Genomic DNA, 24,175 nt, shown 5'->3' with positions numbered 1-24,175 from the left:
CCCCTCCCCTATGCCGGAACCGCCACTTTGTCGAGCAGACGATCCAGCACCTGGTCGGCGCTCACGCCATCGGCTACCGCATCGTAGGAGAGCAGCAGGCGGTGGCGCAGAACCGGGTGCAGCACCGCACGCACATCGTCCGGGGACACGTAGTCGTTGCCCTCGATCCACGCATGGGCGCGCGCCACGCGATCCAGGCTGATGCCGCCACGAGGGCTGGCGCCGACCTTGATCCAGCGCGCCAGGTCGTTGTCGTAGTCGGCCGGATGGCGCGTGGCGTTGACCAGATCCATCAGGTAGCGGTCCAGCGGTTCGGACACATGGACCCGGCCGACATGGCGCCGCGCCTCGAAGATCGCCTCCTGGGCGAGCGGCTCGGACCGCACGTCGGCGGCGCCGGCCTGCTGCCGCTGCTCCTCCTCGCGTACCAGGCGCAGCACCTGGGTTTCGTCCTCGACCTTGGGATAGTCGATGAGCAACTTCATCAGGAAGCGGTCCATCTGCGCCTCGGGCAGCGGATAGGTGCCCTCCTGCTCGATGGGGTTCTGCGTCGCCAGCACCATGAACAGGCCGGGCATGACATGGGTTTGCCCGGCCACGGTGATCTGCCGCTCTTCCATCGCTTCCAGCAGCGCCGCCTGGACCTTGGCCGGGGCGCGGTTGATTTCGTCGGCGAGGATGACGTTACCGAACAGCGGGCCGGGCTGGAACTTCAACTGATTGCCAGATTCGGTCTGCTGGAGAATTTCGCCGCCAGTGATATCTGATGGCAGCAAGTCCGGGGTGAACTGTATGCGGCTCATGCGCGCATCGAGATTCTTCGAAAGTGCCTTCACCGTGCGCGTCTTGGCCAGGCCCGGCAGGCTCTCCAGCAGTACATGACCATTAGCCAGCAAGCCGAGCAGGATGTGCCGGATGGTTTCCTGCTGCCCCAGCACCTGGGCGCTCACGCTGGCTTCGAGGTTTGCGATCAGGTCGCGTGCGGTCGTTGTCATTGTCCTTTCCCAACCGTCGTTCTTATATGAGCCGGCCCTGGGCCGACGGCGCTTTGGCGTGGACTTTCCGTCCCGCCAGCGGGTTGGCTGACACTGTAGCCGTTGTAACCGGTCCAGTCATACACATCACGCAATGGGCACTGTCGTGAAATGAACATCTTCGCCCTCTAACTTTCTGTTGCTGGCGGCGCGTACTTTGGCGGTTTCTGAACTAGATTCAGTCTCCGTGCGAACTCGCTTTCCGCAGGACGGTCCGCGTGGCCCGATGACGGAAGAGCCGGTCAGGAGACCGGCTTGTGCGGGTGTGCACATTCATGTTCGTCGGACCAGCCAAGGAAGCTAGATGAATCAGAGTCAGTACCGATCTGCGAACGCCCTGCGCCTGTTTTTCCTGTCCTTTTCCGCCACCTGCCTGCCCTATGGCAACGCCTGGGCCGCCGGCCTGCTGATCCATGAGGCTGGCAGCGTGGCGTCCGACCGTGAGCCGATCGCGCTGCTGAGCACCCCGGCGGCAATCTCCGGGCTGCCCGCGGCGCACACCGGGCGGAAGCAGGAAGCAGATGATGGCCACTCCGCCCACGCCGCCTACACTTCATTCTGGCTGGGCGAGCCGAGCATGAAGCGCAGCGGCGAGACGCTATCGGGCACTCACAGGGACGGTGCGCCGCATGTATTGGGCACAGGGGTGACCTGGCACTTCTGAGCGACCACCGACGCGAACCAGAACGACTCAACCAGGACCATAGCCAACATTGCCTGACGATCCGTCCCAAGGAGCCATATGATGAAGTCGAAGTTTTTGCTGACCACGCTGTGCTGCGCATCCCTCGCGTTGTCCGGCTGTGCGAGCAAGTACGTCGAGCCCGAGCAGTATTCCGGGTTCCTGAAGAACTACAGCATTCTCAAGGAAGACAAGTCGCCGACCGGCGCGCCGGTCATGCGCTGGATCGACCCGGGCGTCGACGTGAAGCGCTTCTCCAGCGTCTACGTCGAGCCGAGCCAGCTCTATCCGCAGCCCAAGCCAACGGAGAAGATTCCCGCCGGTACCCTGCAAGGCATCACCCAGTACTACGACCAGGCCCTGAAAACACAGTTCTCCAAGGCTCTGCCGCTGGCCAGCGGCCCTGGCCCGGGTGTTCTGGTGGTACGCCCGGCGATCACCGCCGTGAGTGCCGAGACCAAGGGCCTGCAGCCCTATGAGGTGATCCCGATCGCGCTGATCGCCGCGGGTGTGAGCACCGCCACCGGCATCCGCGACCAGGACACCAGTATCTCCACCGAAGCGGCATTCCTCGACGGCGGCAGCGGCAAGGTAGTGGCCCAGGTGGTACGTAAGGGAGCCGGCACCGAACTGGAGAACTCCGATCAGGTCATGCAGGCCAGGGACGCCCGCGCTGTACTCGACGGCTGGGCCTCGGACATGGTCAAGACCTTCCAGGCGCTCAAGAGCAAGTAAGGCAACCAGGTCTGGGCGCCGCACCGGCGCCCAGACCGTTCCGGTGCGGCTGCCCGGCTTCCCTTTCGGCATCGCCTTTCCAGCACGAGTTACTTGATGGACAGCATTCGTGGTACCGCCTTCCTCCAGTTTGGTGAACTTCTCTCCGAGGAAGGGGCATCGTTGCGCGAGCATCTCGCACCGCACCGCGTCGACCCGGAAGTAGTGGGCAACTTCGACAGGAAACTCTCCTACCGCAGCCTTGCGCAGATATTCGAAGGCAGCGCCCATGCCGTGCGCATGCCCGAACTGGGCATGGAGCTGGCCGCACGGCAGGGTTCTTCGCTGCTGGGCCCGCTTCAGCACCTGGCGCATTCGGCGCCCACCGTCGGCGACGGGCTGGTTTCGGTGCTGCGCTACATGCACATCTATAGCCCGTCGATCCATTACCGCCTGGAGCGCCGTCCCAACAGGGCACTGCTGTACTTCGACAATGTCCTGCCACGGACCGAGGAAATCCCGCAGATCGTCGAAAAGTCAGTACTTCAGGGCAAGCTGCTGATCTCCGAGCTGCTCGGCGCATCGTTCCGGCCACGCACGGTGCTGCTCCGCCACCAGCCCCAGGCCGCCCCGGAGGTCTATCGCCGTTATTTCGGCTGCCAGGTGCTGTTCGGCCAGGATCACAACGCACTCAGCCTGCCGCCGGAAACCTTGCTGCGCAGTTGCGTACAGCACGACCCGGCGCTGCACGCCATCACGCGCTTCTATCTGGAGGCCAGCAGCAAGGCGGAGAACGATCTGCAGGCCAAGGTCGAACAGCATATCCAGGCGCTGCTGCCGCGCAGCCGCTGCAATCTCCAGCAGGTGGCGCGCTCCTTCGGCCTGCACCCGAGGACGCTGCAACGCCGGCTGGCCGGCGATGGCATCGATTTCGAGGGATACCTGGAACAAATCCGCCGCCGCCAGGCCGAACAGATGCTCTGCAATACCAGCCTGAGCGTCAGCCAGATCGCCCGGGAGCTGGGCTACTGCCACACCGCGTCGTTCTGCCGGGCGCACCTGCGCTGGTTCGACATGCCCCCGCTGGAGCTGCGCAGGCTGCGCGGCAACGCCGTGTCGAGGGCAGCCGCGGCGCCGGAGGACTGAACAGGCAGCCGCGCGGCGATCGCCAGGTTCAGTACAGGCGCGCCTTGATCAACGGTCGCAGCAGGTAGTTGAGCACGCTGCGCTTGCCGCTGAGGATGTCCACGTCCGCCACCATGCCGGGAATGATCGGCAGCACCTCGTTTCCTCGTTTCAACTGACTGCCATCGGTACGGATCAGCACCTGGTAGTAGGATTCCTTGCCGCGCACGGTGTCCTCCTCGATGGTGTCGGCGCTGATCTGCTCCAGGGTGCCCTTGAGGTCGCCGTAGATGGTGTAGTCGTAGGCGGTGATCTTGACCTTGGCCGGCATGCCGGGCACGAGGAAGGCGACGTCGCGCGGCTTGATCTTTGCCTCCACCAGCAGCCTGTCCTCCACCGGGATGACCTCCATGATCGGTTCGCCGGGCTGGATCACGCCGCCGCGGGTATTGATCAGGATGGTGTTCACCCGGCCACGTACCGGCGACAGGATTTCCGTGCGGCGCAACTGGTCCTGGCGCTGCTGCACTATCGGTTCCACCTGCGCCAGTTGCGCCTTCTTGTCCGCGCGTTCGGTATAGGCCTCCTGGAAGTAGGTGCTCTTCAGCTCGGTCAGCTTGCCGGTCAGGGTGGCGATATCCTGGCTGAGCTTCAGCGCCTCCATCTGGCTGACGGCACGCTTCTCCACCAGCGGCCGCACCAGGTCGAGCTGGCTCTGCGCCAGGCGTATCTGCTTCTGCACCGACTGTATGCCTTCCTGCAGCTTGGCCCGGCGCGAGGCGAACAGCTCACGCTCGGAACGGGCCAGCGGGCCGTTCGCGTCGATGTCGGCGGGGAACTCGATGCGCTCCTTGCCCAGTACTTCTGCATCCAGCCGGGCGATGGCGGCGCGCAGGACGCTTGCCTGGTTCGCCGACTCCTGAAGGTTGGTGCGGAAATGGGTCGGGTCCAGGCGTACCAGCGGTTGCCCGACATCCACAAGATCGCCCTCCTTCACCAGCAGACGATCGAGGATGCCGCCTTCCAGGCTCTGAATCTTCTGGATACGGCTGAACGGCACCACACGGCCGTCGCCGCGCGTCACTTCGTCGAGTTCCGCCCAGGAAGCCCAGGCGATGAACAGCAACAGGCCACCCAGCAACGTCCACAGCAGCGGCCGATAGACCGGGTGCGTAGTGGCCAGCAGCGGATCGGCCAGTTGCCGGCGCAGCCGGAGGTTCTTCATCTCAGCGCCCATGCGCGCTATCCCCCGCCAGGGGCGGCGCCTGGACCTGATTGCCTTGCACGACCTTGTCCATCGCACCGTCCATCACCACCTCGCCCTGGCGCAACACCACAGCGCGGTCCACCAGCGCGAGCATGCTCTTCTTGTGGGTGGTAAGAATCAGCGTGCGGCTACCGAGCCAGCCTTGCAGGTACTGGATGACGTGCAGTTCGCTGGTCTGGTCGAACGCTGCCGTGGGCTCGTCGAGCAGCAGGATTGCCGGGTCCTGCAACAGCACGCGGGCCAGCCCCACTGCCTGGCGCTGGCCGCCGGAAAGGCTGCCGTTGCCCAGGATAGGCATGTCGAGCCCCAGCGGGTGGCCGCGCACGAAGCTGCCCAGGCCCACGCCATCGAGGGCTTCCAGTAGTTCTTCATCGCCAAGCGCGGCATTCCCGAGGTTGAGGTTGTCGCGCAGGCGACCGTGGAACAGCGCGACATCCTGCGGCAGGTAGCCGATGCCGCGCTGGCGGTCGGCGGGGTCGATCTGGCTGAGGCTGATGTCATCCAGCAACAGGCGCCCCGACTGGGGGCTGACCCACCCGCTGAGCAGCCTCAGCAGCGATGATTTGCCGGCTCCGTTACCGCCCAGCAGCGCCACGCGCTCGCCAGCACGGATGTCCAGATTGCGGATGTTCACCACCGGCGGATTGTCGCCGTGGGCCAGACGCACGCCCTCCAGTTGATAGTGCCCGGCCAGCCGTTCCTTGTGCACGAAGCGCTTGCCGCTGGGGCGTTCCTGTTCCGCCCCCATGAGCTGGTCCAGGCCTTCCAGGGCAACGCGAATGTGCTGCCAACGCCCGAGGATACCGGCAGCCTGGGACAGCGGCGCGATAGCCCGGGACGCGAGAATGGAACAGGCCACCAGCGCACCGACGCTCATCGCGCCATCGTTGATGCGGTAGACGCCGAACACCACCACGCCGACATAGCACAGTTGCTGGATGATGCTCGATGCGTAGCTCAGCGAAGACATCAACGCCTGGGACTTCAGCGCCGTGTTCGACAGTGCGCCGGTCAGGGTTTCCCACTGGTGCAGGCAGCGCCCTTCGGCATGTGCCGCTTTCACCGTTTCCAGGTGCTCGAACGCCTCCAGCAGCAAACCGTTTTTCATGGCGCCCTCGCGCAGGTGTTGCCGCGACAGGTTGCCGAGCAGACGCTGGGCGAGCAGGCCCGGCAGGACCATCAGCACACAGGCCAGCAGCGGCACCCAGACGATATGGCCGCCGATCAGCGCGATGATCAGCAGGAAAATCACCAGAAACGGCAGGTCGCTGATCAGCGCCGCGCTGGATGAGGTGAAGAACTCCCGCACCGACTCGAATTCGCGTACCTGGGTGCTGAACGCCCCCATCGACACAGGCTTGGCGGCCAGGCGAGTGCTCAACACGCGAGAAAACAGCAGCGTCGACAATTGCAGGTCCAGGCGCTTGCCCAGCACCGTCAGCAGGTGGCCGCGCATGATCCGCAGCACACCTTCGAGGATTACTGCGAGAGCCACCCCGCTGGCGAGAATCCACAGGGTGTCGTAGGCGGCGTTGGGCACCACGCGGTCGTAGACCTGCATGGCGAACAGCGCCGAGCCGATGGCCAGGAGATTGGCGGCGAAGGCGCCGAGCGCCACTTCGGTATACGAGCGCCAGAGGCGCTTGAGCGGGCCGAAGAACCAGTGCTGGCCGGGCTGGCTGGCGTAGTCGCCTACCCGCCCGTCTGGCCGGAAGCGGCACTTGGCAAAGATTGCGGTACCGCAATAGAGCGTACCCAGCTCATCGAGCGACATGCGCTCGCGGCCACCGCCGCTCTGCGGAACCAGGACCTCGGCGTGGCTGCCGTCGATCCCGACCAGCACCAGGGTGCGACCATTGCCCAGCAACAACAGCGCCGGCAGCAGATAGCCATCGATCTGCCGCAGCGGCTGTTCCACGACCTGGGCGGTGATATCGGCGCGGCGCAGTGCCCGCGCCACCCGTTCCAGCGGCAGGCGCCCCTGGTGCAATGCGATGCCATCCACCAGCTCGGCATCGCTCAGCGGACGGCCAAGCTGCCGGCAAAGCAGCAGAAGCCCCTGGCGCAAAGGATCCTGCTGGTGCTCCGTCAGCGGCGCCACGACTCGCGCAGGGCTGCTTTCAACGTCCATTCAGGCGATTCTCCAGCAGCGGCCCCAACCAGCCCACCTGGGCGGCGGCACGGTATTGGATGCGTTTCTGTTCGAAATGCAGGTTGATCAGTTGGCGTTCGGCCTCGAAGCGCTCGCGCTGGACGTTGAGCAGGTCGATCACGTCGCGTCGGCCGACCTCGAACTGCTCGCGGTAGAGCGCGCTGACCTGCTCCGACTCGGCAACCTGCTGGTTCAGCGACTGCTCGCGCCAGTGCAGGGTTTCGCCGTTATCGAACAGCGTCTGCAATTGCCGGCGGATATCGCGCTGCATGGCATCGGCGCTCCAGCGCGCGGACTCCAGGCGCTGCTGCGCCGAGGTGGGCCGCTGGAAGTTGGACAGCCCCTGGAAAGTGTCCATGCGCAGGCGCAGCGCAACCACCGAATCGCTCTCCGGGTGCCCGCCCACCTCGCGGCGCAGCGCCGTGGCCTCGACATTCAGTTGCGGCAGCAGTGCCGCCTTGGCTTCGCGGATCTCGGCTTCGGCGACATTGGCGTCTTCTTCGGCCTGGCGCTGCAAGGGCGCATCGCGGATGACCTGCGCCATGTCGCTGCTGGCCAGGTAGCGCCGCAGGGATACCGGCTGCGGCTCCTGAAGATCGCTCGGCGGCTGCCCCACCAACAGGTCGAACTGGTTGCTCGCATCCTGCAGCGAACCCTTCTCCAGCGACAGTTGCTCGCTGGCGCGGGACAATTCGAGGTTCGCACGATCCAGTTCACTGCGGTCGGCATAGCCGTCGCCACCGCGGTCCTGGGTCATCCTGCGGATGTCGTCGAGACGCTGGATATGCTGTCGCACAGCATCCACCCGGCGCTCGGCCGCGAGGACATCGAGGTAGGTCTCGACGATATCCAGCGCCGCGTCGTCCTGCGCCACCCGCACCGCTTCGAGCTGCTTGCGCTGGCTGGCGCTGGCACCGTCCACCTTGCTGCCCACACGGCCCCAGTCGTAGAGCATCTGCGACGCGGTGACGTCATAGACCACCTCGCCAAAATCGAACTCCTGCGGGCCGCCGGACATCGACACCGACGGGTAGTAGCCGCCCTTGGCGATCTTCACCTCGGTGCCGGCCCGCTCCGCCTCGGCCACTGCCGAGCGCAGCTTGGGATGGATCGCCAGCCCGGCCCTCACCGCCTCGTCGAGGGGGATGGCCGATGCGCATAGCGGCAGAGCCAGGGACATGATCGCGATGATGCTCTTCCCACCCAGCCTGGTCTGCGGGAAGTACTGCTTGCAACGCATCAGGCCACCACCTGTACCGTATGGTCCTCGACCAGCAGAGTGCTGCTGCCGAAGCTGTAGATGTTGTAGGTAACGCCGTCGATCTGCTGCGTGGTTCCGGTGTTCACCGCCCCCGCCACATTCAGCGTGTCATTGCTCTCGCCGGTGATCTGCAGTACGTCATTGCCGTCGGTGATCGCATTCACGTCGTTGGCGGTCAGGGTCAGCGTGCTGCCCGAATCGCCCTTGCCCAGGTCGATGCGCTCGATACTGTTCAGAGTGCCTACCCCGGCGGAGGAGTAGTCGAGGTCGATACCATTGGCCAGCATCAGGGTATCGAAACCCGCGCCGCCGTCGATGGCGGCGAAATTGACCGAGGTGATCTGGATAGTGTCATTGCCGTTGCCGGCCAGCACATGGTCCCCTGCGCCGACGTTATGGATCAGGTCGTCGCCATCGCCGCCGTAGAAGTACTCCGTGCTGCTGGTGACGCCGAGCAGCACGTCATGGTTTGCCGTGCCGTTGACCTCGATCTGGGCGACATCCACCGACGAGCCGTTGGGCGACTGGACGATGTGGTAGGACGGGCTCTGGTTGCCACTGCTGTCGCTGGCCACCAGGCTGTAGGAAATCTGTGCCCCGAGGGAAATGATGTCGCCTGTGGACTTGCCCAACTGACTGAGCACAGCCGGGTCGAGCATATCGAGGGTGAAGTGGCCATTGCCGTCGCTGACGATGGATGTCAGCACCTGGTCCACCCCCGGCCCTATGACGCGGATCGTCACGACGGAATGGGCCTCGCTGTTGCCGCTGAGCATGTAGCGGGGAGCCAACGGGTTGAGGCTGACGTCGGCGACGAAGTCGGCGATGGTCAACGGCATCAGGCTGGCGTCGACGTTAGCGACAGCCAGCACGCTGGTGTTGCCCGCCGCGTCCTGGGCTACCACGTCAATCTCGCTGCCATTGGGCAGAGGACTGGTCGGGACAAAGTGCCAGTTGCCGGTGTTGTCGGCGACGGTCTGGCCGATCGGTTTGCCATTGCCGTCAGTGATGAGCAGCAGACTGCCGGGTGCGGAAGTACCACTGATTTCCCGGCCGTTGCTGGGATTGACACTTGGTTGGGCGGGAGCCACCGAGTCGATGGTGATTTGCGCCGAAGCGCCGGTGTTACCGGCTGCGTCCAAGGTGAAAGCACGGATCTGCGTTCCATTTGGCCATGGTGTAGAGGGTACGAACTGCCAATTGCCGTAGCTGTCCACGCTGCTGGCGCCGAACAAGCCCCCATTGACATAGTTAAGGATGATCGTGGCGCCAGGCTCCGCAGTACCGGCTATCAGCGTGCCATTGCTCGGATTGATCACTGGTGCGGCCGGTGCCACCGAATCGATCGTGATGCTGACTGCAAGGCTGCGGTTGCCACTGGCGTCCACCGCTACCGCGTTGACCACCGTTCCATTGGGCAGGCGCCCGGTGGGGACGAATGACCAACTGCCGCCGCTGTCCACATTGGCCTGGCCTATCGGGTTGCCCTGGCCATCGGTGAGAACCACATTGCTACCGGCCTCGGCGCTACCGCTCAGGGCGATGCCATTGCTCGAGTCAACTGTCGGTGCCGGGGGCGCGACGGCGTCCACGATGATGGTCATAACCCCACTGTAATTGCCGGCGGCATCCGCGGCGGAGGCCCTGACGACAGTGCCGTCGTTCAGTGGGAAGGAGAACGTGAATTGCCATTGCCCTGTGTCATCCACCAGGGTCTGGCCAAGCGGGCTACCGCGGCCATCGATCAGGATGATCCTGGCTCCAGGCTCGCCGGTGCCGGAAATCCACACGCCATTGCTCGGGTCGACGATAGGCGCCGCCGGCGGGATCCCGTCGATGACTAGGGTGGACTGCTGGCTGGTGTTGCCTGCCGCGTCGGTGGCAGTGACATGGACAACCTCGTCATTGGGCAGTTTGCTACCCGGAACGAAGCTCCAGTTTCCAAGGCTGTCGGCCACCACCCTGGCGATCGGCTGGTTGGCGGAATTGTAGATAACCACCGCCGAACCAGGTTCCGCGGTGCCGAAAATACTGACGCCATCGCTTGGGTGGATGACCGGTGCGGCAGGCGCAACGGAATCGACCGTGACGCTTGCCGGCGCGCTGACGTTGCCGGCGGCATCGCGGGCGACCACCATGACCACCGTGTTGTTGGCGATTACCGAGTCCGGCACATACCTCCACTGGCCGGTACCGTCGACCTCGACCACGCCAATCGAATTACCGGCGAGGTCGGTGAGAATCACCGTGCTGTCCGGTTCGGCAAGCCCGGAGATGCTGCGGCCGTTGCTCAACTGAAGGATTGGTGTGTCAGGCGCGACGGCATCCACGGTGGTGGAAGTCTGGCCGCTGACGTTACCCAGCGCGTCGGTGGCGGAAGCCTTCACGATCAGGCCATCCGACAGGCGCAAAGCAGGCGTGAAGCTCCAGTTGCCTTGTGCGTCGGCCACCGTCTGGCCGATAAGATTGCCGCTGCCATCGATGAGGCTGATACGCGCGCCGGCCTCGGCGGTGCCATGCAGCTCCAGGCCATTGCTCAATGCCAGCGTCGGGGCGGCCGGCGGCAGCGCATCGACGATGGTGGAAGCCGACGGCCCCTGGTTGCCGAAGGCATCGGCCGCGGTAACGTAGACCAGGGTTCCGTGAGCCAGCGGACTATTTGGCGTGAACGCCCAGTGACCGTTGCCGTCGGCAGTGGTCTTGCCAAGCAGCGTACCGTTGCCATCGCTGATGAGAATGGCCATGCCGGCGGCAGCGCTGCCCGAGAGCGATTGGCCGTTGCTGGCATCGACCTGAGGCGCATCGGGGAAGTCCGGGGCCTGTACGCTGGCCGCGGGGGCTGCGGTTGCCGGCGGCATCGGTGACCACCACACTGACGGTTTCACCATTGATCAGCGGCGGGTTCAGCGCCACCTGGAAACTGCCGCTGGCATCGGCTACCACGCTGATATCGGCCGTACCATCGCCATTGAGGTCGATGCCGACGGTGGCTCCCGCCTCCGCCCTGCCGGAAAGCCGGCTGCCATCGCTGGAGATTGCGAGCTCGCTGGCGGCCGCTGGCGGCGTGGTGTCTGGTTTGGAACCGCCGCCTCCTCCGCCACCACCACCGCCAGCGATGGCCGCGCCTCCGGCAATGATCCCGGCGCCCGCCAGGATAGTGGTGGTGGTGCTCATGCCGCCAATGCCGGACGATGAGGTCAACGACTCGAAGCCGGCGAGCGAAGCTTGCGGAGCGTAGCTGGCCGATAGCTCCCCGCCGCTGGCGGCCGACAGATCGACGGCGACCAGATGCCCCTCTTCAACGACGAACAGCTCGCTGGGAGCCTGTCCGGTGGCATAGAAGTTGGCGATGCGCAGAGTTTCGCCATTCTTCAGGTGGACGATCAGGTCCGAGCCTTCGCGGGAGTATTCGGCTACCGCGTCGCGAGGAACCTGCAAGGCGATCTTGCTGCCCTGCTCCAGGGCCAGTTGGCCATCGAGTTGGACAGCGGGGGACGAAGTGACGGACTGCCCGGTCGAAACGACCTTCGCTTGAATCGACATCCAGGACTACTCCTTGCTCCAGAGGCGACTGGGCCTGGGGCTCATGCCGGCTAGCCAGTCACGCAGGTCCCTGGAAGTTCAAGCAGCGACGAGCAGTCCTCCCGGCTCGCCATGCGGAGAATCCATTAGGCGCACGACGGCGCGCAGATGCCAGGTGCCGTTCCGGGCGCATCCCGCGTTTTTAAGGCTGTTGCGGTCGCTTTTGTTGTAAAGAATGCATTACACCTCAGAATTTTCCTACTCGTCCATAGCCAGTTTGTACTTTCGTGCCATGACCCACAGTCAACGGCAAAGGGCTCTGAGGCCTCTTCTGTGTTGAGGCTAATCGTGTGCCGCACCCCGGGCGCTTCATCTTTGGAGGGCGAACAAGCCCGCACGCGCTCGCCGCCACGCGAGGGTGCCGCCGACGAGGTGCGAGCCACGCGCCTCAAGACCGGCGTTCATGGCGGACTTTGAGCAGCAGAAGCAGTGCCAGCACGGCACACAGCATCCCCAGGGCAAGCGGCAGGCCCTGGTGCCCGACCATCTGCATCACCATCCCGGTGATGGGTGAACCGACCATGCCGCCAATGCCCCAGATGAAGGCGAAGGCAGCATTGCCGGCAATCAGGAACCGGCCGCTGAAGCGCTCGCCAAGCTGGATCAGTGACATGGTGTAGATACCGAAGGAGGCACCGCCCCAGACGAACACCAACGGCCAGACCAGCGGCGTATCGAACGCCGCTGACAGCAGCAGGCAACCGGCCAGCGCTGTCAGTGCGCAGAGGATCATGGTCCGGGTCGAGCCGAAGCGCTCGGCGAGACGTCCGAGTAGAACCTGCAGTACGGCATTGCCGGCGATGAAGCAAGTGATCAGCGCGGAGACACGATCCTCGCTGTCTCCGAACGCGGCACCATAGACCACCAGCAGGGACAGCAGGCTCTGCTCGAAGGCCGCCGCGGCGAACACGCCGAACAAAAGCAGCGGCGCCAATGCAACGAAGCCGGCGACCGACGTGCCCTCCCCTTCGTGGTTCATCTGCGGCAGGCGCGGCAGCACTGCCAGCACGATCAGCCCGCAGAACAGGAAAGCCACGATGCCGATCAGGAACGGCGGCCAGCCTTCGGTGCCGACCAGCCCGAGAGACAGCGGGCCGATGGCAAAGCCGCCCGAAACCAGCGCCGAATAGACGCCCATGATGCGCCCCCGGCGCTCCGCCGGAGCCAGCGTGATCAGCCAGGTTTCGCTGATCACGTAGAGCGGGTTGGCGAAGATGCCGAGCAGCAGACGCAAGGGCATCCAGCTCCAGACGCCCTGGGTGCAGGCGATGGCTGTCAGGCTCAGCGCCGCCAGGAGCGCACAGAGCACCGCCAGGCGCGCAGCCCCCATGCGCCGGGCCAGCATCGGGATGAGCGGCGCGGAGAGGATGAAACCCAGCGGCGTCATCGCTGCCGACAGGCCGATCAGTCCTGGCGATGTGCCCTGCCGTTCGAGGATGAAACTGAGCAGCGGGTAAGTCAGCCCCTGGGCCACGGCGAACACCGAGACGGTGGCTATGACCCCGGCCATCGCGGCCCACGGCAGCCCTCCCTGGGGCGTTGGTGTTGCTGTCATGCGAACCTCGCTCGCATCGGCTGTGGATTGGCACCGTCCGGCTTGCGGCGGCGGATACGCGCCCTATCGCCCTATACTTGCAAGAATGGCTTGGCAATCTCCACCATCAAGGTCTGCGACGCCGACCTGCCCGGCTCGCGGAAGCGCTTGCGCGGCCTCTTCCACAGTCTCGCGGGCAATGCCGAATTCGGCGACTACGGCGTAACCGAGGCCGAAGCCGAACTTCATCGGCTCGCAGGCCGCCTGCCGCCGTCTTTTCCTGTCGCTCCGAACAACAGTGCCGACACGCCGATCGTTGCCGCCAGCGCCAGAGAGCAAGAAGGAAAACAGCCATGAACCACGGCGAGAACCTCACTTCGCTGCGGCGCGTGGCCCACGGCGCCAGTTCGCCGGGCCAACCAGGCACAGGAAACAAAACGATGCCAATCGCCAGCGGCCGGAAGCGGCGCAGAGCCGGCAACTGAGGTAGTGTTGCCCAATCGACTTGCCTGGAGACCTCGCATGGACTCGCTCGAACACCGCGTTCCTCCTCCTGCCGTGGCGATCATCCTCGCCGTCCTGATGTGGCTGCTGGCGCGGCCGCTGCCAGCGTTCGACGGCCGGCTCTGGCTGGCACTGCCGGTGCTGCTGGCTGGCTTAGCGGTCTGCCTCGCGGGAGTCGCCTCTTTCCGCCGGGCGCGCACCACGGTCAACCCGCTCAAGCCCGAGTCCGCCTCGTCGCTGGTGGTAGCGGGCATCTACCGCTATACCCGCAACCCGATGTACCTGGGGTTCGCCGTCGTACTGCTGGCCTGGAACATCGCCCTCGCCTCGCCGCTCGCACTGCTGGGCGTGGTTGCCTTCGTGCTGTACATGAATCGCTTCCAGATCGGCCCCGAAGAACGGGCGCTACGCCAGTTGTTCGGTGCGCAATTCGATACCTACTGCGCGCAAGTGCGACGTTGGGTCTGAGACAGGAGCGAAGATTGCCGTTGCCTTTCGCCGCGAAGGAATGAGATATTTGCAAATGCAAAGTATTCTCAACAAGGCCAATCGTGTCTCCCTCGCTCCTGCTGGTGGAAGATGATTCTCTTCTGCGCCTCGATCTGGAACGGCATTTCTGCCAACGCGGCTTCTGCGTCACCGCCTGCGCCAACGGTGACCAGGGGCTGGTAGCCGTTCACCAGAATGACTTCGACCTGGTACTGCTGGACATCATGCTGCCCGGCCTCGACGGCCTGTCGCTGCTCGACTCCCTGCGCAACGCACGTACCACGCCAGTGATGCTGATGTCGGCCCTCGGAGCAGAACAGGACCGAATCACCGGCTTTACCCGGGGCGCCGATGACTACCTGCCCAAGCCCTTCAGCCTCGCCGAACTCGATGCACGGATCGACGCTCTGCTGCGCCGCGTGGCGCTGGATCGCCAACGCGCGACGCCTGCTTCGTGCGCAGCGCTGGCGTTCGACGACGAAGTTCAGGACGTGAGCAGCCACGGCCGGACCGCCGGCCTGACCGCATCGGAGTACCGTTTGCTGGCCACGCTGAACGCTCACGCCGGCGAAGCGCTGTCCAAGAGCTTCCTCTACCAGAGCGTCCTGCACCGTGCCTATACCCGCCTCGACCGGGGCCTGGATGTGCATGTCTGCAACGTGCGGCGCAAGCTTGCCGCTATCGGCGCCGCCCATGTGCAAATCCAGGCCGTGCGCGGCCAGGGTTACATCCTGGTGGACGCGGAACGCCACTGATGCGCCGTCACCCCCTGCTCTGGAAGCTCGCCGCGCTGCAAGTGAGCTTCTGCCTGCTGCTCACATGGCTGATCTGGACCTGGGGCCTGTCGCTGGAGCGCAGCACCTATTTCCTCGGCGAAGCCGACCGCGAGTACCTGGCGCGCTACGCGCAGCAGGCCGAAACGGTCTGGCAACTGGAGGGCGCGCCAGGTGTCGAGCGCTTCCGCCAGGAGCTCGCGGCGGCCGAGGACACCTGGGTAGCGGTGATCGGCGCGCACCTTCAGAGCCTGGGCAGCACACCACTCACCGCCGAAGAGGCCAGCCACCTGACCTTCATGCGCAAGCTCGACTGGCCGATGAGCCGGCGCCTGCAGGACCAGTTGCCGTACGTCAGCATCGAGTTCCCCAGGCACCCCGAACAGGGGCGGCTGGTCATGCAGTTGCCCGAACGCCTTTTGCCGGGCGGGCTTACGCCCTGGACTCACCTGTTCAGCCACGGCGTGGTGCCGACACTGCTGGCCGCCCTCCTCGGCCTGCTGATCTACCGCCATCTGGTCTTGCCGCTGAACCGTCTGCGCGACCGCGCCGATGCGTTGCGTGCCGACGACCTCGACAGCGAAGGCCCGGGCACCCCATTGGCTCATCGGCGCGATGAGCTCGGCGAACTGGCGCTGGCTTTCGACCATATGGCCGAGCGCCTGCGCCAGAGCCTGGCCCAGCAGCGCCTGCTGCTGCGCACGCTGTCCCACGAACTGCGTACGCCACTGGCACGCCTGCGCATCGCCTACGACAGTGACCTGCCCCCGGAGCAATTACGGCAACGCCTGGACCGGGAAGTCCTCGACATGCAACGGCTACTGGAAGACACACTCGACCTCGCCTGGATGGACACCGAACGCCCGCAACTGGTCCGCGAACCGGTGCTGGTGCTCTCGGTATGGGAGGCGCTGCGAGAGGACGCCTGCTTCGAGAGCGGCTGGAACACCGCGCAGCTCCCGGCTTCGCTGGGTACCGAATGCCTGGTGCTCGTACACCTGGACAGCTTTGCCCAGGCCCTGGAGAACCTTTTGCGCAACGCCATCCGCCACTCTCCGCGCGGCGGACAGGTGCGCCTGGACGGCTGGCGCGAGGGCGAGTTCTGGCACCTGTGCGTCAGCGACGAAGGTTCCGGCGTTGCCGAAGAAGACCTGGAGCGCATCTTCCAGCCCTACCAGCGCCTGCAACCGTCGGAGTCCTCCGGGTTCGGGCTGGGCCTGGCCATCGCCCGCCGAGCCATCGAACTGCAAGGCGGGCGTTTGTGGGCCAGCAACGGCCAGGCCGGTCTGTGCCAGCACCTGTTGCTTCCTGCTGCCGAATCAAGTGTTTAGAAAGTTAATGCGCTTTACTCGCAAATAGCATTAATTATCATCTTTCATCTCCCGTAACCGTACTCCTTCGGAGATCGAAGATGTCCTCCCGTCCGCTGTCCTTCGTTCCGCCCTTCCTGCTGCTATCGAGCTGCCTGCTGTCCGTCGCGGTCCACGCTGCCAGTGCCGAATCCGACCGGGTCGAATTCGACAGCGAGACCATCGTTGCCACGGCCGCCGAGGAAGCCAGGCAGATGCCGGGCGTATCGATCATCACCGCCGAAGACATCAAGAAGCGCCCCCCGTCCAACGATCTGTCGCAGATCATTCGGACCATGCCCGGCGTCAACCTGACCGGCAACTCCACCAGCGGCCAGCGCGGCAACAACCGGCAGATCGACATCCGCGGCATGGGCCCGGAGAACACTCTGATCCTGATCGACGGCAAACCGGTCGGCAGCCGCAACGCGGTGCGCTACGGCTGGCGCGGCGAGCGCGACACCCGGGGCGACACCAACTGGGTGCCGGCCGACCAGGTGGAGCGCATCGAAGTCCTCCGTGGCCCGGCGGCGGCGCGCTACGGCAACGGCGCGGCGGGCGGCGTGGTGAACATCATCACCAGGCAGGCCGGCCAGGAAACCCACGGCGACGTGACGGTCTACAGCAACTTCCCGCAGCACGGCGACGAAGGCGCTACCCAGCGTATGACCTTCGGCCTCAACGGCCCCCTCACCGACACCCTCAGCTACCGTGTCTACGGCAACGTCGCCAAGACCGACGCCGACGACTGGGACATCAACGCCGGGCACGAATCCGAGCGTACCGGCAACCAGATCGGCACCCTGCCCGCGGGCCGTGAGGGCGTACGCAACAAAGACATCAACGGCCTGCTGAGCTGGCGCCTCACACCGCAGCAGACCCTCGATTTCGAAGCGGGCTTCAGCCGCCAGGGCAACATCTACACCGGCGATACCCAGAACACCAACAGCAACGCCAACGTGAAGAGCATGCTCGGCCACGAAACCAACCGCATGTACCGTGAGAACTACTCGCTCACCCATCGCGGCGAATGGGATTTCGGCAGCTCGATGGCCTACCTGCAATACGAGAAGACCCGCAACAGCCGGATCAACGAAGGCCTGGCCGGCGGTACCGAAGGCATCTTCAGCAACACCGACTTCTATACCGCCACCCTGCGTGACCTCACCGCCCACGGCGAAGTGAACCTGCCGCTGAACGCCTGGCGCGACCAGACGCTGACCCTGGGCAGCGAATGGGTACGCCAGCAACTCGACGATCCGAGCGCCAACACCCAGACCACCAGCGAAGGCGGAGCCGTTCCGGGCCTGACCAGCAGCGGCCGCGACAGCAGCTCCGAAGCGCGGATATTCTCGCTGTTCGCCGAGGACAACATCGAGCTGCTGCCCGGCACCATGCTCACCCCCGGCCTGCGCTGGGACCATCACGACATCGTCGGCGACAACTGGAGCCCGTCGCTGAACATCTCCCATGCGCTGAGCGACAGCATCACCCTGAAGGCCGGTATCGCCCGCGCCTACAAGGCACCGAACCTGTACCAGCTCAACCCCGACTACCTGCTCTACAGCCGGGGCCAGGGCTGCTACGGACAGACCACCAGTTGCTACCTGCAAGGCAACGAAGACCTGAAGGCCGAAACCAGCGTCAACAAGGAACTGGGCATCGAATTCCAGCGTGACGGCTGGGTCGCCGGCCTCACCTACTTCCGCAACGACTACAAGAACAAGATCGAATCGGGCCTCTCCCCGGTCGACCAGGCCAGCGGCGGCAGCGGCAGCTACGCCAACTCGGCGATCTACCAGTGGGACAACGTGCCCAAGGCCGTCGTCGAGGGCCTCGAAGGCACACTGACCATCCCGCTGGCCGCGCAATTGAAGTGGAGCAACAACTTCACCTACATGCTCGAATCGAAGAACAAGGAAACCGGCGACGTACTCTCGGTCACCCCCGAGTACACCCTCAACTCCATGCTCGACTGGCAGGCCACCGACGATCTCTCGCTGCAGGCTACCGTCGCCTGGTACGGCAAGCAGAAGCCGAAGAAATACGACTACCACGGCGACCGCGTGACCGGCAGCGCCACCGACGAGCTTTCGCCCTACGCCATCGCCGGCCTGAGCGGCACCTACACCTTCACCCGGAACCTCAGCGTTACCGCCGGCGTCGACAACGTCTTCGACAAGCGCCTGTTCCGTGCCGGCAACGCTCAGGGCGTGAACAACATCGCCGGTGCTGGCGCGGCAACCTACAACGAGCCGGGCCGCACCCTGTACACCAGCATCACCGCGTCCTTCTGATACGAGACAGCCCGATGAAACTTCGCTCCCTCGTCCTGGCACTCGCTCTCGCCGTGCCGGGGCCGGCGCTCCTCGCCGCGCCCGCTGCCGACCAGAAAATGGACACCACGCTGCTGCAGCGCCAGGACCTCGCCTATCGATTCAGCACACTGAACCTGGACTCCGCCGATGGCCAGCGCCACTACCGACTATGGATCGCCCGCCCACGCCAGGCGGCGCCCGCCGGTGGCTATCCGGTGGTCTGGATGCTCGACGGCAATGCCGCCATCGGCGCGCTGGACGACAAGCTGCTCGACGAACTGGCCCACGGCAAGGCACCCCTGCTGGTTGCGGTGGGCTACCAGACGCCACTGCGCATCGAGCGCGTCAGCCGCACCTTCGACTACACACCGCCGCGCCCACTGCAAGCCCGGCAGAAGGACCCGCTCACCGGCGAACCCAGCGGCGGCGCCGACATTTTCCTTGATCTGATGCGCGACCGCATGCTGCCTGCGGTCGCCGCACAGGCGCCGGTCGACAGGACCCGGCAAACCCTCTGGGGCCACTCCTACGGCGGTCTGCTGGTGCTGCACGCATTGCTGACCCGGCCACAACAGTTCAGCTTCTACGCCCCTGCCAGCCCCTCACTGTGGTGGGGCGATGGAGCGATCCTTGGCGAAAGGGCCGGCGCGGCGCAGCGATTGAAGGGCCAGACTGCGCAGTTGCTATTGATGCGCGGCGGCAAGGAGCCATTCAGGCCCCGCGAGGCGGTCGCCGACGACGCCCTGAAGCCCGCACAGGAGCTGGTGAACGAGCTGGCCCACCTGCCGGGCATTGACGCCCAACTCCATGTCTTCGATGGCCTGAGCCACGGCGAGACCCTGGCTGCTTCGCTGCGCTACCTGCTGCGCACGCAGTTCTCGCGCTGAGCTGAACACCAACGGTCACGCCTTGCCGGCAATCTGCTCGCGCAACCGGCTGTGCCCGCGCGCATCCCCTAGCCACGGCATCCCTTGGCCCGACGCCTCCACTGACTGGAGCGCCGGGCTGCCGCCAGAGGATGCGCCGGAACCGTCGCCACCAGCTCACGGCTTGCTCACGCCACGATGACGAAACAGGAAATGCGCTCACACAGCGCCTGGTGCAGGCGCTGCTGGAAGGCGGCGCCGTCGGCCTGGCCGACCGGTCGGTGGCGACCCGCGATCTCGCCCAGGGTCCACTGGTGCGCCCCTTCGAGCCGGGTGTCCAGATGCCGGAAGACTACGCCTGCCGCAAGGCAGCGAGGATGACCCGCGGGTCGCAGCCTCCCGTGGATGGGCGTTGGCCGAGATGGCCGACGAGGCGAGCGCCTGGATCAGCCGCTTCGCGGCAGGACCCGGGCCCCGGCGCCCTGCCCTTCGATGTAGACCGGCGTGCCGGGCTTGAGGTCAGGGTTCACCGGCTGGGTCACCGAGACCAGCACGCCGTTGTTCATCCGCACGATCACCTGCTGTGCAGCCTGAGGTCTATCGTACCGGCGTTGCTCGGCATAGTTGCCGCCCACCGCGCCGGCCAGAGCACCGGCGATCATCGCCACGTCGCGCCCGGTGCCCCGGCCGATCAGGCTGCCCAGCCCCACGCCGCCCAGCCCCCCGAGGATCGCGCCGATCCCGCTGTCATGGTTGCTCTGCACCTGCGTATCGTTGACCTGCTCGACCACCCCCGCGCGTATTTCCGTCTCGCCGGGGCCGGCATTGCCGCCGGCATCCACCGAAGCGCAACCGCCCAGCGCGAACGCCAGAATGAAAGCGAACATTCCCTGCCTGGTGTGTTTCATCTCGATCTCCCTGGAAGAATCCAACGCCCAGGCTGCTAGCCGCAGGATCGTCGGGCGCCCACCAGCAGAGCATCGTCCAGATTCAGCAGAATGCCCGCCATGACGGCCACGGAGCCGGGCCGGAGAGTCTTTTGGCGACGGACGGTACGGATCGATCGCTCCGCCAGCGCAGTACCTCGGGTTCAACGCCAAACGCGATAGGGTTTAGTGCGATTCGGTAAAACGAGGTGCCGAAAAGCGACCTATCTAATTAAGTGAACCCCATCCAGGTCGCGGCTTTCAGTGGTGCCGCGGGTGTTCGCCTGGGGCGATCCGGCTGCGCGTTCCCTGGGTTCCGCTTGTCCCTGTACGCCGGCTGGCTACTCCAGCTCCGAGCGGCGCGCCCGCTCACTGTGCAGGGACGACACCATGAGCAGCATCGTCGATTCGCTTCTTACCCAATCCCAGGCCGAACTGGATGAGCTGTTCAGCGCCCACGAAGCGGGCCCCATTCCCGAAGGCGAAGCACGCGGCACCGCAATCGTCGCGCCGGGGACGTCCTTCAGCGACGAAATCGCCAAACTGATCAACGTCTTCGCCTGGCAAGGCAAGGTGTTCGACGCGCAGAGCGGCACCCTGCGCAATCACATCCTGCCGCTGGGGCTGAAGGCGATCATCGCCAAGGTCTACAAGGGGCCGAGCTGGCTCGATGGCAAGGAGTGCATCGTTCTCGACTACTCGGACACCTCGCTGGTGGCGCACTGGATTCGTGACGAAATCCGTCTGATCGCCCCCGGTGTCTACCTGGGCAAGGTGTACTGGAGCAAGAAGCGGCTGATCGACTTCGCCCTCGAATTCGACGTCTGAACACGATGATCACCCAGGACCATTTCATGGTCGCGGCAAGCGTGCGCGAACACCACGCGCCGGCGCTGCGCGCGCTGCTGGCGCGCATGAACCGCGCGCCCGGCGAAGTCGATCCATATAACACCTGGCTGCCGTTCGGCCGGTTCGAAGCGATCCACTTCGCCCGCCTGGTAGTGGCACAGGACCGTACCCTCGGCGAGCGCGCCTGCTACCCCGGCCTGCCCGAGCAGGAGCCCTTGTACCTGGTACTGATGGTCGATTGCGACGGCCCGGCGGACGACATCCTGCAGCGCCTGGTGCAGGAGGCCGGCAGCGGCCTGCGGGAAATTTTCCAGCACTGCGACGGTTGCGAGCCCGATGTCGATCTCTGCGCCTGGCTGCGGGCGCGCCGCACGCCGGCGTCGGCCAGCTATGTCAACTGGGTTGGCCGCACGGTGCGCCAGGTGCGCGAGGAAGCGGCGCTGCACGATACTCTGCGGCGCGTCCTGCACAGCCATCCGCAAACCCTGGCGCCGCGCGAGCTGCATCGGCGCCTGCGTCACGCGGTGGATAGCGAAGAGCCGGAGCTCACGCCACTCCAGCCGCGTAGCCTGGGCCAGTGGCTGGCGCAGGTGGGCGAAGCCGCGCTGCTTCTGCTGCTCGGCGCGCTGCTAGTGGTGCCGGGCCTTCTCGCCGCGCCGTTATTCCTCTGGCTGCTGCGCCGCCACGAGACCCGCGACCCGGTGCTAGACCTACGCTCCGATGCTGCCGTCACCCGCGCCATCGCCCAGGGCGAAGACCGCGACGTCACCAACCCATTCAGCGCCATCGGCTCGCTCAAGCCCGGCGCCTTCCGCCTGTGCGTGACTCGCGCGGCGCTGTGGCTGCTCGACCGCTCCTGTGCGCTGCTCTATCACCGGGGCCGTCTTGCGCGGGTCAGCACCATCCATTTCGCCCACTGGGTGCTGCTGGACGACAGCCGCCGGGTGTTTTTCGCCAGCAACTACGACGGCAGCCTGGAGAGTTACATGGACGACTTCATCAACAAGGTCGCTTTCGGACTCAACCTGGTGTTCTCCAACGGCATCAACTACCCGCCGACAGATTTCCTGGTGCTGCGCGGCGCCTGGCAGGAGCAGCGCTTCAAGAACTACCTGCACCGCCGTCAGCTCGCCACGGATGTCTGGTACAAGGCCTACCCCGGCCTGACCAATGCCGATCTCGCCCGCAATGCGCGCATCCGCCGGGGGCTTGAGCATCCACCGGCCAGCGATGCAGGGCTGCGGCGCTGGCTGGCGGAGATCTGAGCCATGAGTGGGGCGATCTTCAGCCCGGCGGACGCCGTCGACACCCAGGCACTGCTGCGCACGGCCTTCGACCGCCTGGCCTGTAACCTTCTGCTGCTGCGTATCGATACGCCGGCAACGGCCCGCACCTGGCTGCTCGAGCGCCTGCCGGAACTGGCGAGCGTCGCCCGGATTGGCCACGACAAACCACCGGTACGGCACACCCTGCAACTTGCCCTGAGCGCCGAAGGTCTGCGGCAACTGGGACACGAGGGGTTGCTCGAACAGTTCGCCCCGGAGTTCACCACCGCGCCGGGCGATGATGTCAACCGCCTGCGCCGCCTTGGCGATATCGGAGCCAACTCGCCCGAACACTGGCGCTGGGGCGTCGGTGAGCGCGCACCGCATCTGCTGCTGATGCTGTTCTGCGCGCCTGGAGAGCTGGACGAGCGTAGCGCCGGACTATTGGCAAGCGCGGCAGCCGCCGGTCTGTCGCTGGTGGAAAGCCTGCCCGCCGCCGACCTGGACGGCTTCGAGCCATTCGGTTTTCGCGATGGCATCTCCCAGCCGGAGCTGGACTGGCAAGGCACACGCAAGCCGGGCGGCGCTGAAGACATGGACTACCAGCGGCGCATCGCCCTGGGCGAGTTCCTGCTTGGCTATCGCAACGAATACGACCTCTACACCGACCGCCCGCTGCTCGCCGCCAGCATCCCTCGCGCGCAGGAGCTGCCATTGGCGGAGGAGCAGCCGAACCACCATGACCTCGGGCGCAATGGCACTTACCTGGTACTGCGGCAATTGCAGCAGGACGTCAGCGGTTTCTGGCGCTGGGTACGCCAGCAGAGCGAGGGCGATGACAGCGCGCTGGAGCTGGCCGAAGCGATGGTTGGCCGACACCTCGACGGCTCGCCATTCGCACGCCTGAACGCCCGTGACGGCAACAACGACTTCACCTTCGCCGACGACCGCTCCGGGCACGCCTGCCCCTTCGGCGCGCACATCCGCCGTGCCAACCCGCGCACCGGGGACTACGCGCAGGGCCGCAGCGGAACGCTGGGCAAGCTGCTGGCGCTGCTAGGCTTCAGTGGAAACGCCGAGGAGGACCACATCGCCTCGGCACGCTTCCACCGCTTGCTGCGCCGTGGCCGCGAATATGGCGGCGCACCCTATGTGGCCATCGACGGGGAAACCGGCGCACCCGCCGAAACGGGGCTCTATTTCATCTGCCTGAACGCCAACCTGGCGCGGCAGTTCGAATTCGTGCAGGGCGCCTGGATTGCCAGCGCCACCTTCGCCGGTCTGAATCGCGAGCAGGACCCACTGCTGGGCAATCGCCTGCCGTTCCCCGGCGAGCAGCCCACCGACGGTTTCAGCCAGCCCAGCACCGAGGGTGCCTGCCGCTTCACCTGCGCCTTGCCGCGTTTCGTGACCCTGCGCGGTGGCGGCTACTTCTTCCTGCCAGGGCTCAAGGCGCTGGCGTGGCTGCTGCACGAACCCTAGGGC

At 65.5% G+C, this 24,175-nt stretch carries 18 protein-coding genes and 3 pseudogenes; 12 read left to right on the top strand and 9 right to left on the bottom strand.

Annotated elements, in window-relative coordinates:
• Nucleotides 1-8: 8 nt before the first annotated feature.
• Nucleotides 9-995, bottom strand: coding sequence for an AAA family ATPase (locus tag OU419_RS13875; RefSeq protein ID WP_254474232.1), 987 nt, complete (start codon nt 993-995; stop codon nt 9-11).
• A 343-nt stretch (nt 996-1,338) separates the two neighbouring features.
• Here OU419_RS13875 and OU419_RS13870 point away from each other — a divergent pair, with 343 nt between their 5' ends.
• From OU419_RS13870 to OU419_RS13860, 3 genes are all read left to right on the top strand, one after another.
• Nucleotides 1,339-1,698 carry a hypothetical protein gene (locus tag OU419_RS13870; protein WP_254474233.1) on the top strand — a complete coding sequence of 120 codons (360 nt, stop codon included), beginning with the start codon at nt 1,339-1,341 and terminating at the stop codon, nt 1,696-1,698.
• Nucleotides 1,699-1,779: 81 nt separating this feature from the next.
• Complete coding sequence (locus OU419_RS13865; protein ID WP_254474234.1) at nt 1,780-2,451, top strand: DUF3313 domain-containing protein; 672 nt, start codon at nt 1,780-1,782, stop codon at nt 2,449-2,451.
• Between the two features lie 96 nt (nt 2,452-2,547).
• Entirely contained in the window at nt 2,548-3,576 is a 1,029-nt protein-coding gene (locus OU419_RS13860) for an AraC family transcriptional regulator (RefSeq protein ID WP_254474235.1), read from the top strand.
• A 28-nt stretch (nt 3,577-3,604) separates the two neighbouring features.
• On the opposite strand, the gene OU419_RS13855 is transcribed toward OU419_RS13860, so the two are convergent.
• The 7 genes and pseudogenes from OU419_RS13855 to OU419_RS13830 all read right to left on the bottom strand — a co-directional run bounded on the left by OU419_RS13855 (nt 3,605) and on the right by OU419_RS13830 (nt 13,372).
• Nucleotides 3,605-4,792 carry an HlyD family efflux transporter periplasmic adaptor subunit gene (locus OU419_RS13855; protein WP_254474236.1) on the bottom strand — a complete coding sequence of 396 codons (1,188 nt, stop codon included), beginning with the start codon at nt 4,790-4,792 and terminating at the stop codon, nt 3,605-3,607.
• Nucleotides 4,782-6,953, bottom strand: a complete 2,172-nt coding sequence (locus tag OU419_RS13850; protein WP_254474238.1) for a type I secretion system permease/ATPase — start codon at nt 6,951-6,953, stop codon at nt 4,782-4,784. The genes OU419_RS13855 and OU419_RS13850 overlap by 11 nt, the downstream gene beginning before the upstream one ends.
• On the bottom strand, nt 6,943-8,214 hold the full coding sequence (locus OU419_RS13845) for a TolC family protein (RefSeq protein ID WP_254474240.1): 1,272 nt from the start codon (nt 8,212-8,214) through the stop codon (nt 6,943-6,945). The genes OU419_RS13850 and OU419_RS13845 overlap by 11 nt, the downstream gene beginning before the upstream one ends.
• Nucleotides 8,214-9,140, bottom strand: a pseudogene (locus OU419_RS29110) (calcium-binding protein); the annotation flags it as partial. The pseudogene OU419_RS29110 and the gene OU419_RS13845, both read right to left, overlap by 1 nt.
• Nucleotides 9,141-9,158: 18 nt before the next feature.
• Nucleotides 9,159-11,093: pseudogene (locus tag OU419_RS13840) on the bottom strand (Ig-like domain-containing protein); the annotation flags it as partial.
• A gap of 28 nt (nt 11,094-11,121) precedes the next feature.
• Nucleotides 11,122-11,778, bottom strand: a pseudogene (locus OU419_RS13835) (BapA prefix-like domain-containing protein); the annotation flags it as partial.
• 427 nt (nt 11,779-12,205) lie between these two features.
• Nucleotides 12,206-13,372: an MFS transporter gene (locus OU419_RS13830; protein ID WP_254474251.1), complete on the bottom strand. Its 1,167-nt coding sequence runs from the start codon at nt 13,370-13,372 to the stop codon at nt 12,206-12,208.
• A 90-nt stretch (nt 13,373-13,462) separates the two neighbouring features.
• Between OU419_RS13830 and OU419_RS13825 the strand changes: the two genes are divergently transcribed.
• The 6 genes from OU419_RS13825 to OU419_RS13800 all read left to right on the top strand — a co-directional run bounded on the left by OU419_RS13825 (nt 13,463) and on the right by OU419_RS13800 (nt 19,671).
• A complete protein-coding gene (locus tag OU419_RS13825; protein ID WP_254474253.1) occupies nt 13,463-13,708 on the top strand; it encodes a hypothetical protein in 246 nt (81 codons plus the stop codon).
• A 165-nt stretch (nt 13,709-13,873) separates the two neighbouring features.
• Nucleotides 13,874-14,323, top strand: coding sequence for a methyltransferase family protein (locus tag OU419_RS13820; RefSeq protein WP_254474255.1), 450 nt, complete (start codon nt 13,874-13,876; stop codon nt 14,321-14,323).
• Nucleotides 14,324-14,406: 83 nt separating this feature from the next.
• Nucleotides 14,407-15,099: a response regulator transcription factor gene (locus tag OU419_RS13815; RefSeq protein ID WP_254474257.1), complete on the top strand. Its 693-nt coding sequence runs from the start codon at nt 14,407-14,409 to the stop codon at nt 15,097-15,099.
• Complete coding sequence (locus tag OU419_RS13810; protein WP_254474258.1) at nt 15,099-16,448, top strand: HAMP domain-containing sensor histidine kinase; 1,350 nt, start codon at nt 15,099-15,101, stop codon at nt 16,446-16,448. The genes OU419_RS13815 and OU419_RS13810 overlap by 1 nt, the downstream gene beginning before the upstream one ends.
• Before the next feature lie 80 nt (nt 16,449-16,528).
• Nucleotides 16,529-18,763 (top strand): TonB-dependent siderophore receptor, encoded by a 2,235-nt coding sequence (locus tag OU419_RS13805; protein ID WP_254474260.1) that lies wholly within the window; start codon nt 16,529-16,531, stop codon nt 18,761-18,763.
• Between the two features lie 14 nt (nt 18,764-18,777).
• Nucleotides 18,778-19,671, top strand: coding sequence for an alpha/beta hydrolase (locus OU419_RS13800; RefSeq protein ID WP_302329042.1), 894 nt, complete (start codon nt 18,778-18,780; stop codon nt 19,669-19,671).
• A 425-nt stretch (nt 19,672-20,096) separates the two neighbouring features.
• Here the strand turns inward: OU419_RS13800 and OU419_RS13795 are convergent, their stop codons facing one another.
• The gene (locus OU419_RS13795) at nt 20,097-20,558 is read right to left on the bottom strand and encodes a glycine zipper 2TM domain-containing protein (protein ID WP_254474262.1); all 462 of its coding nucleotides are present in this window, start codon (nt 20,556-20,558) and stop codon (nt 20,097-20,099) included.
• Between the two features lie 408 nt (nt 20,559-20,966).
• Here OU419_RS13795 and OU419_RS13790 point away from each other — a divergent pair, with 408 nt between their 5' ends.
• The 3 genes from OU419_RS13790 to OU419_RS13780 are packed head-to-tail and all read left to right on the top strand — an operon-like array spanning nt 20,967 to nt 24,172.
• A complete protein-coding gene (locus tag OU419_RS13790) occupies nt 20,967-21,404 on the top strand; it encodes a hypothetical protein (RefSeq protein ID WP_254474264.1) in 438 nt (145 codons plus the stop codon).
• 26 nt (nt 21,405-21,430) lie between these two features.
• A complete protein-coding gene (locus OU419_RS13785; RefSeq protein ID WP_254474266.1) occupies nt 21,431-22,690 on the top strand; it encodes a hypothetical protein in 1,260 nt (419 codons plus the stop codon).
• A gap of 3 nt (nt 22,691-22,693) precedes the next feature.
• On the top strand, nt 22,694-24,172 hold the full coding sequence (locus OU419_RS13780) for a Dyp-type peroxidase (RefSeq protein WP_254474267.1): 1,479 nt from the start codon (nt 22,694-22,696) through the stop codon (nt 24,170-24,172).
• The last annotated feature ends 3 nt before the right edge of the window (nt 24,173-24,175 follow it).

The sequence above is a fragment of the Pseudomonas triclosanedens genome (assembly GCF_026686735.1).
Taxonomy (GTDB): Bacteria; Pseudomonadota; Gammaproteobacteria; order Pseudomonadales; family Pseudomonadaceae; genus Pseudomonas; species Pseudomonas triclosanedens.
This window is presented reverse-complemented; position numbering and strand designations above follow the sequence as displayed.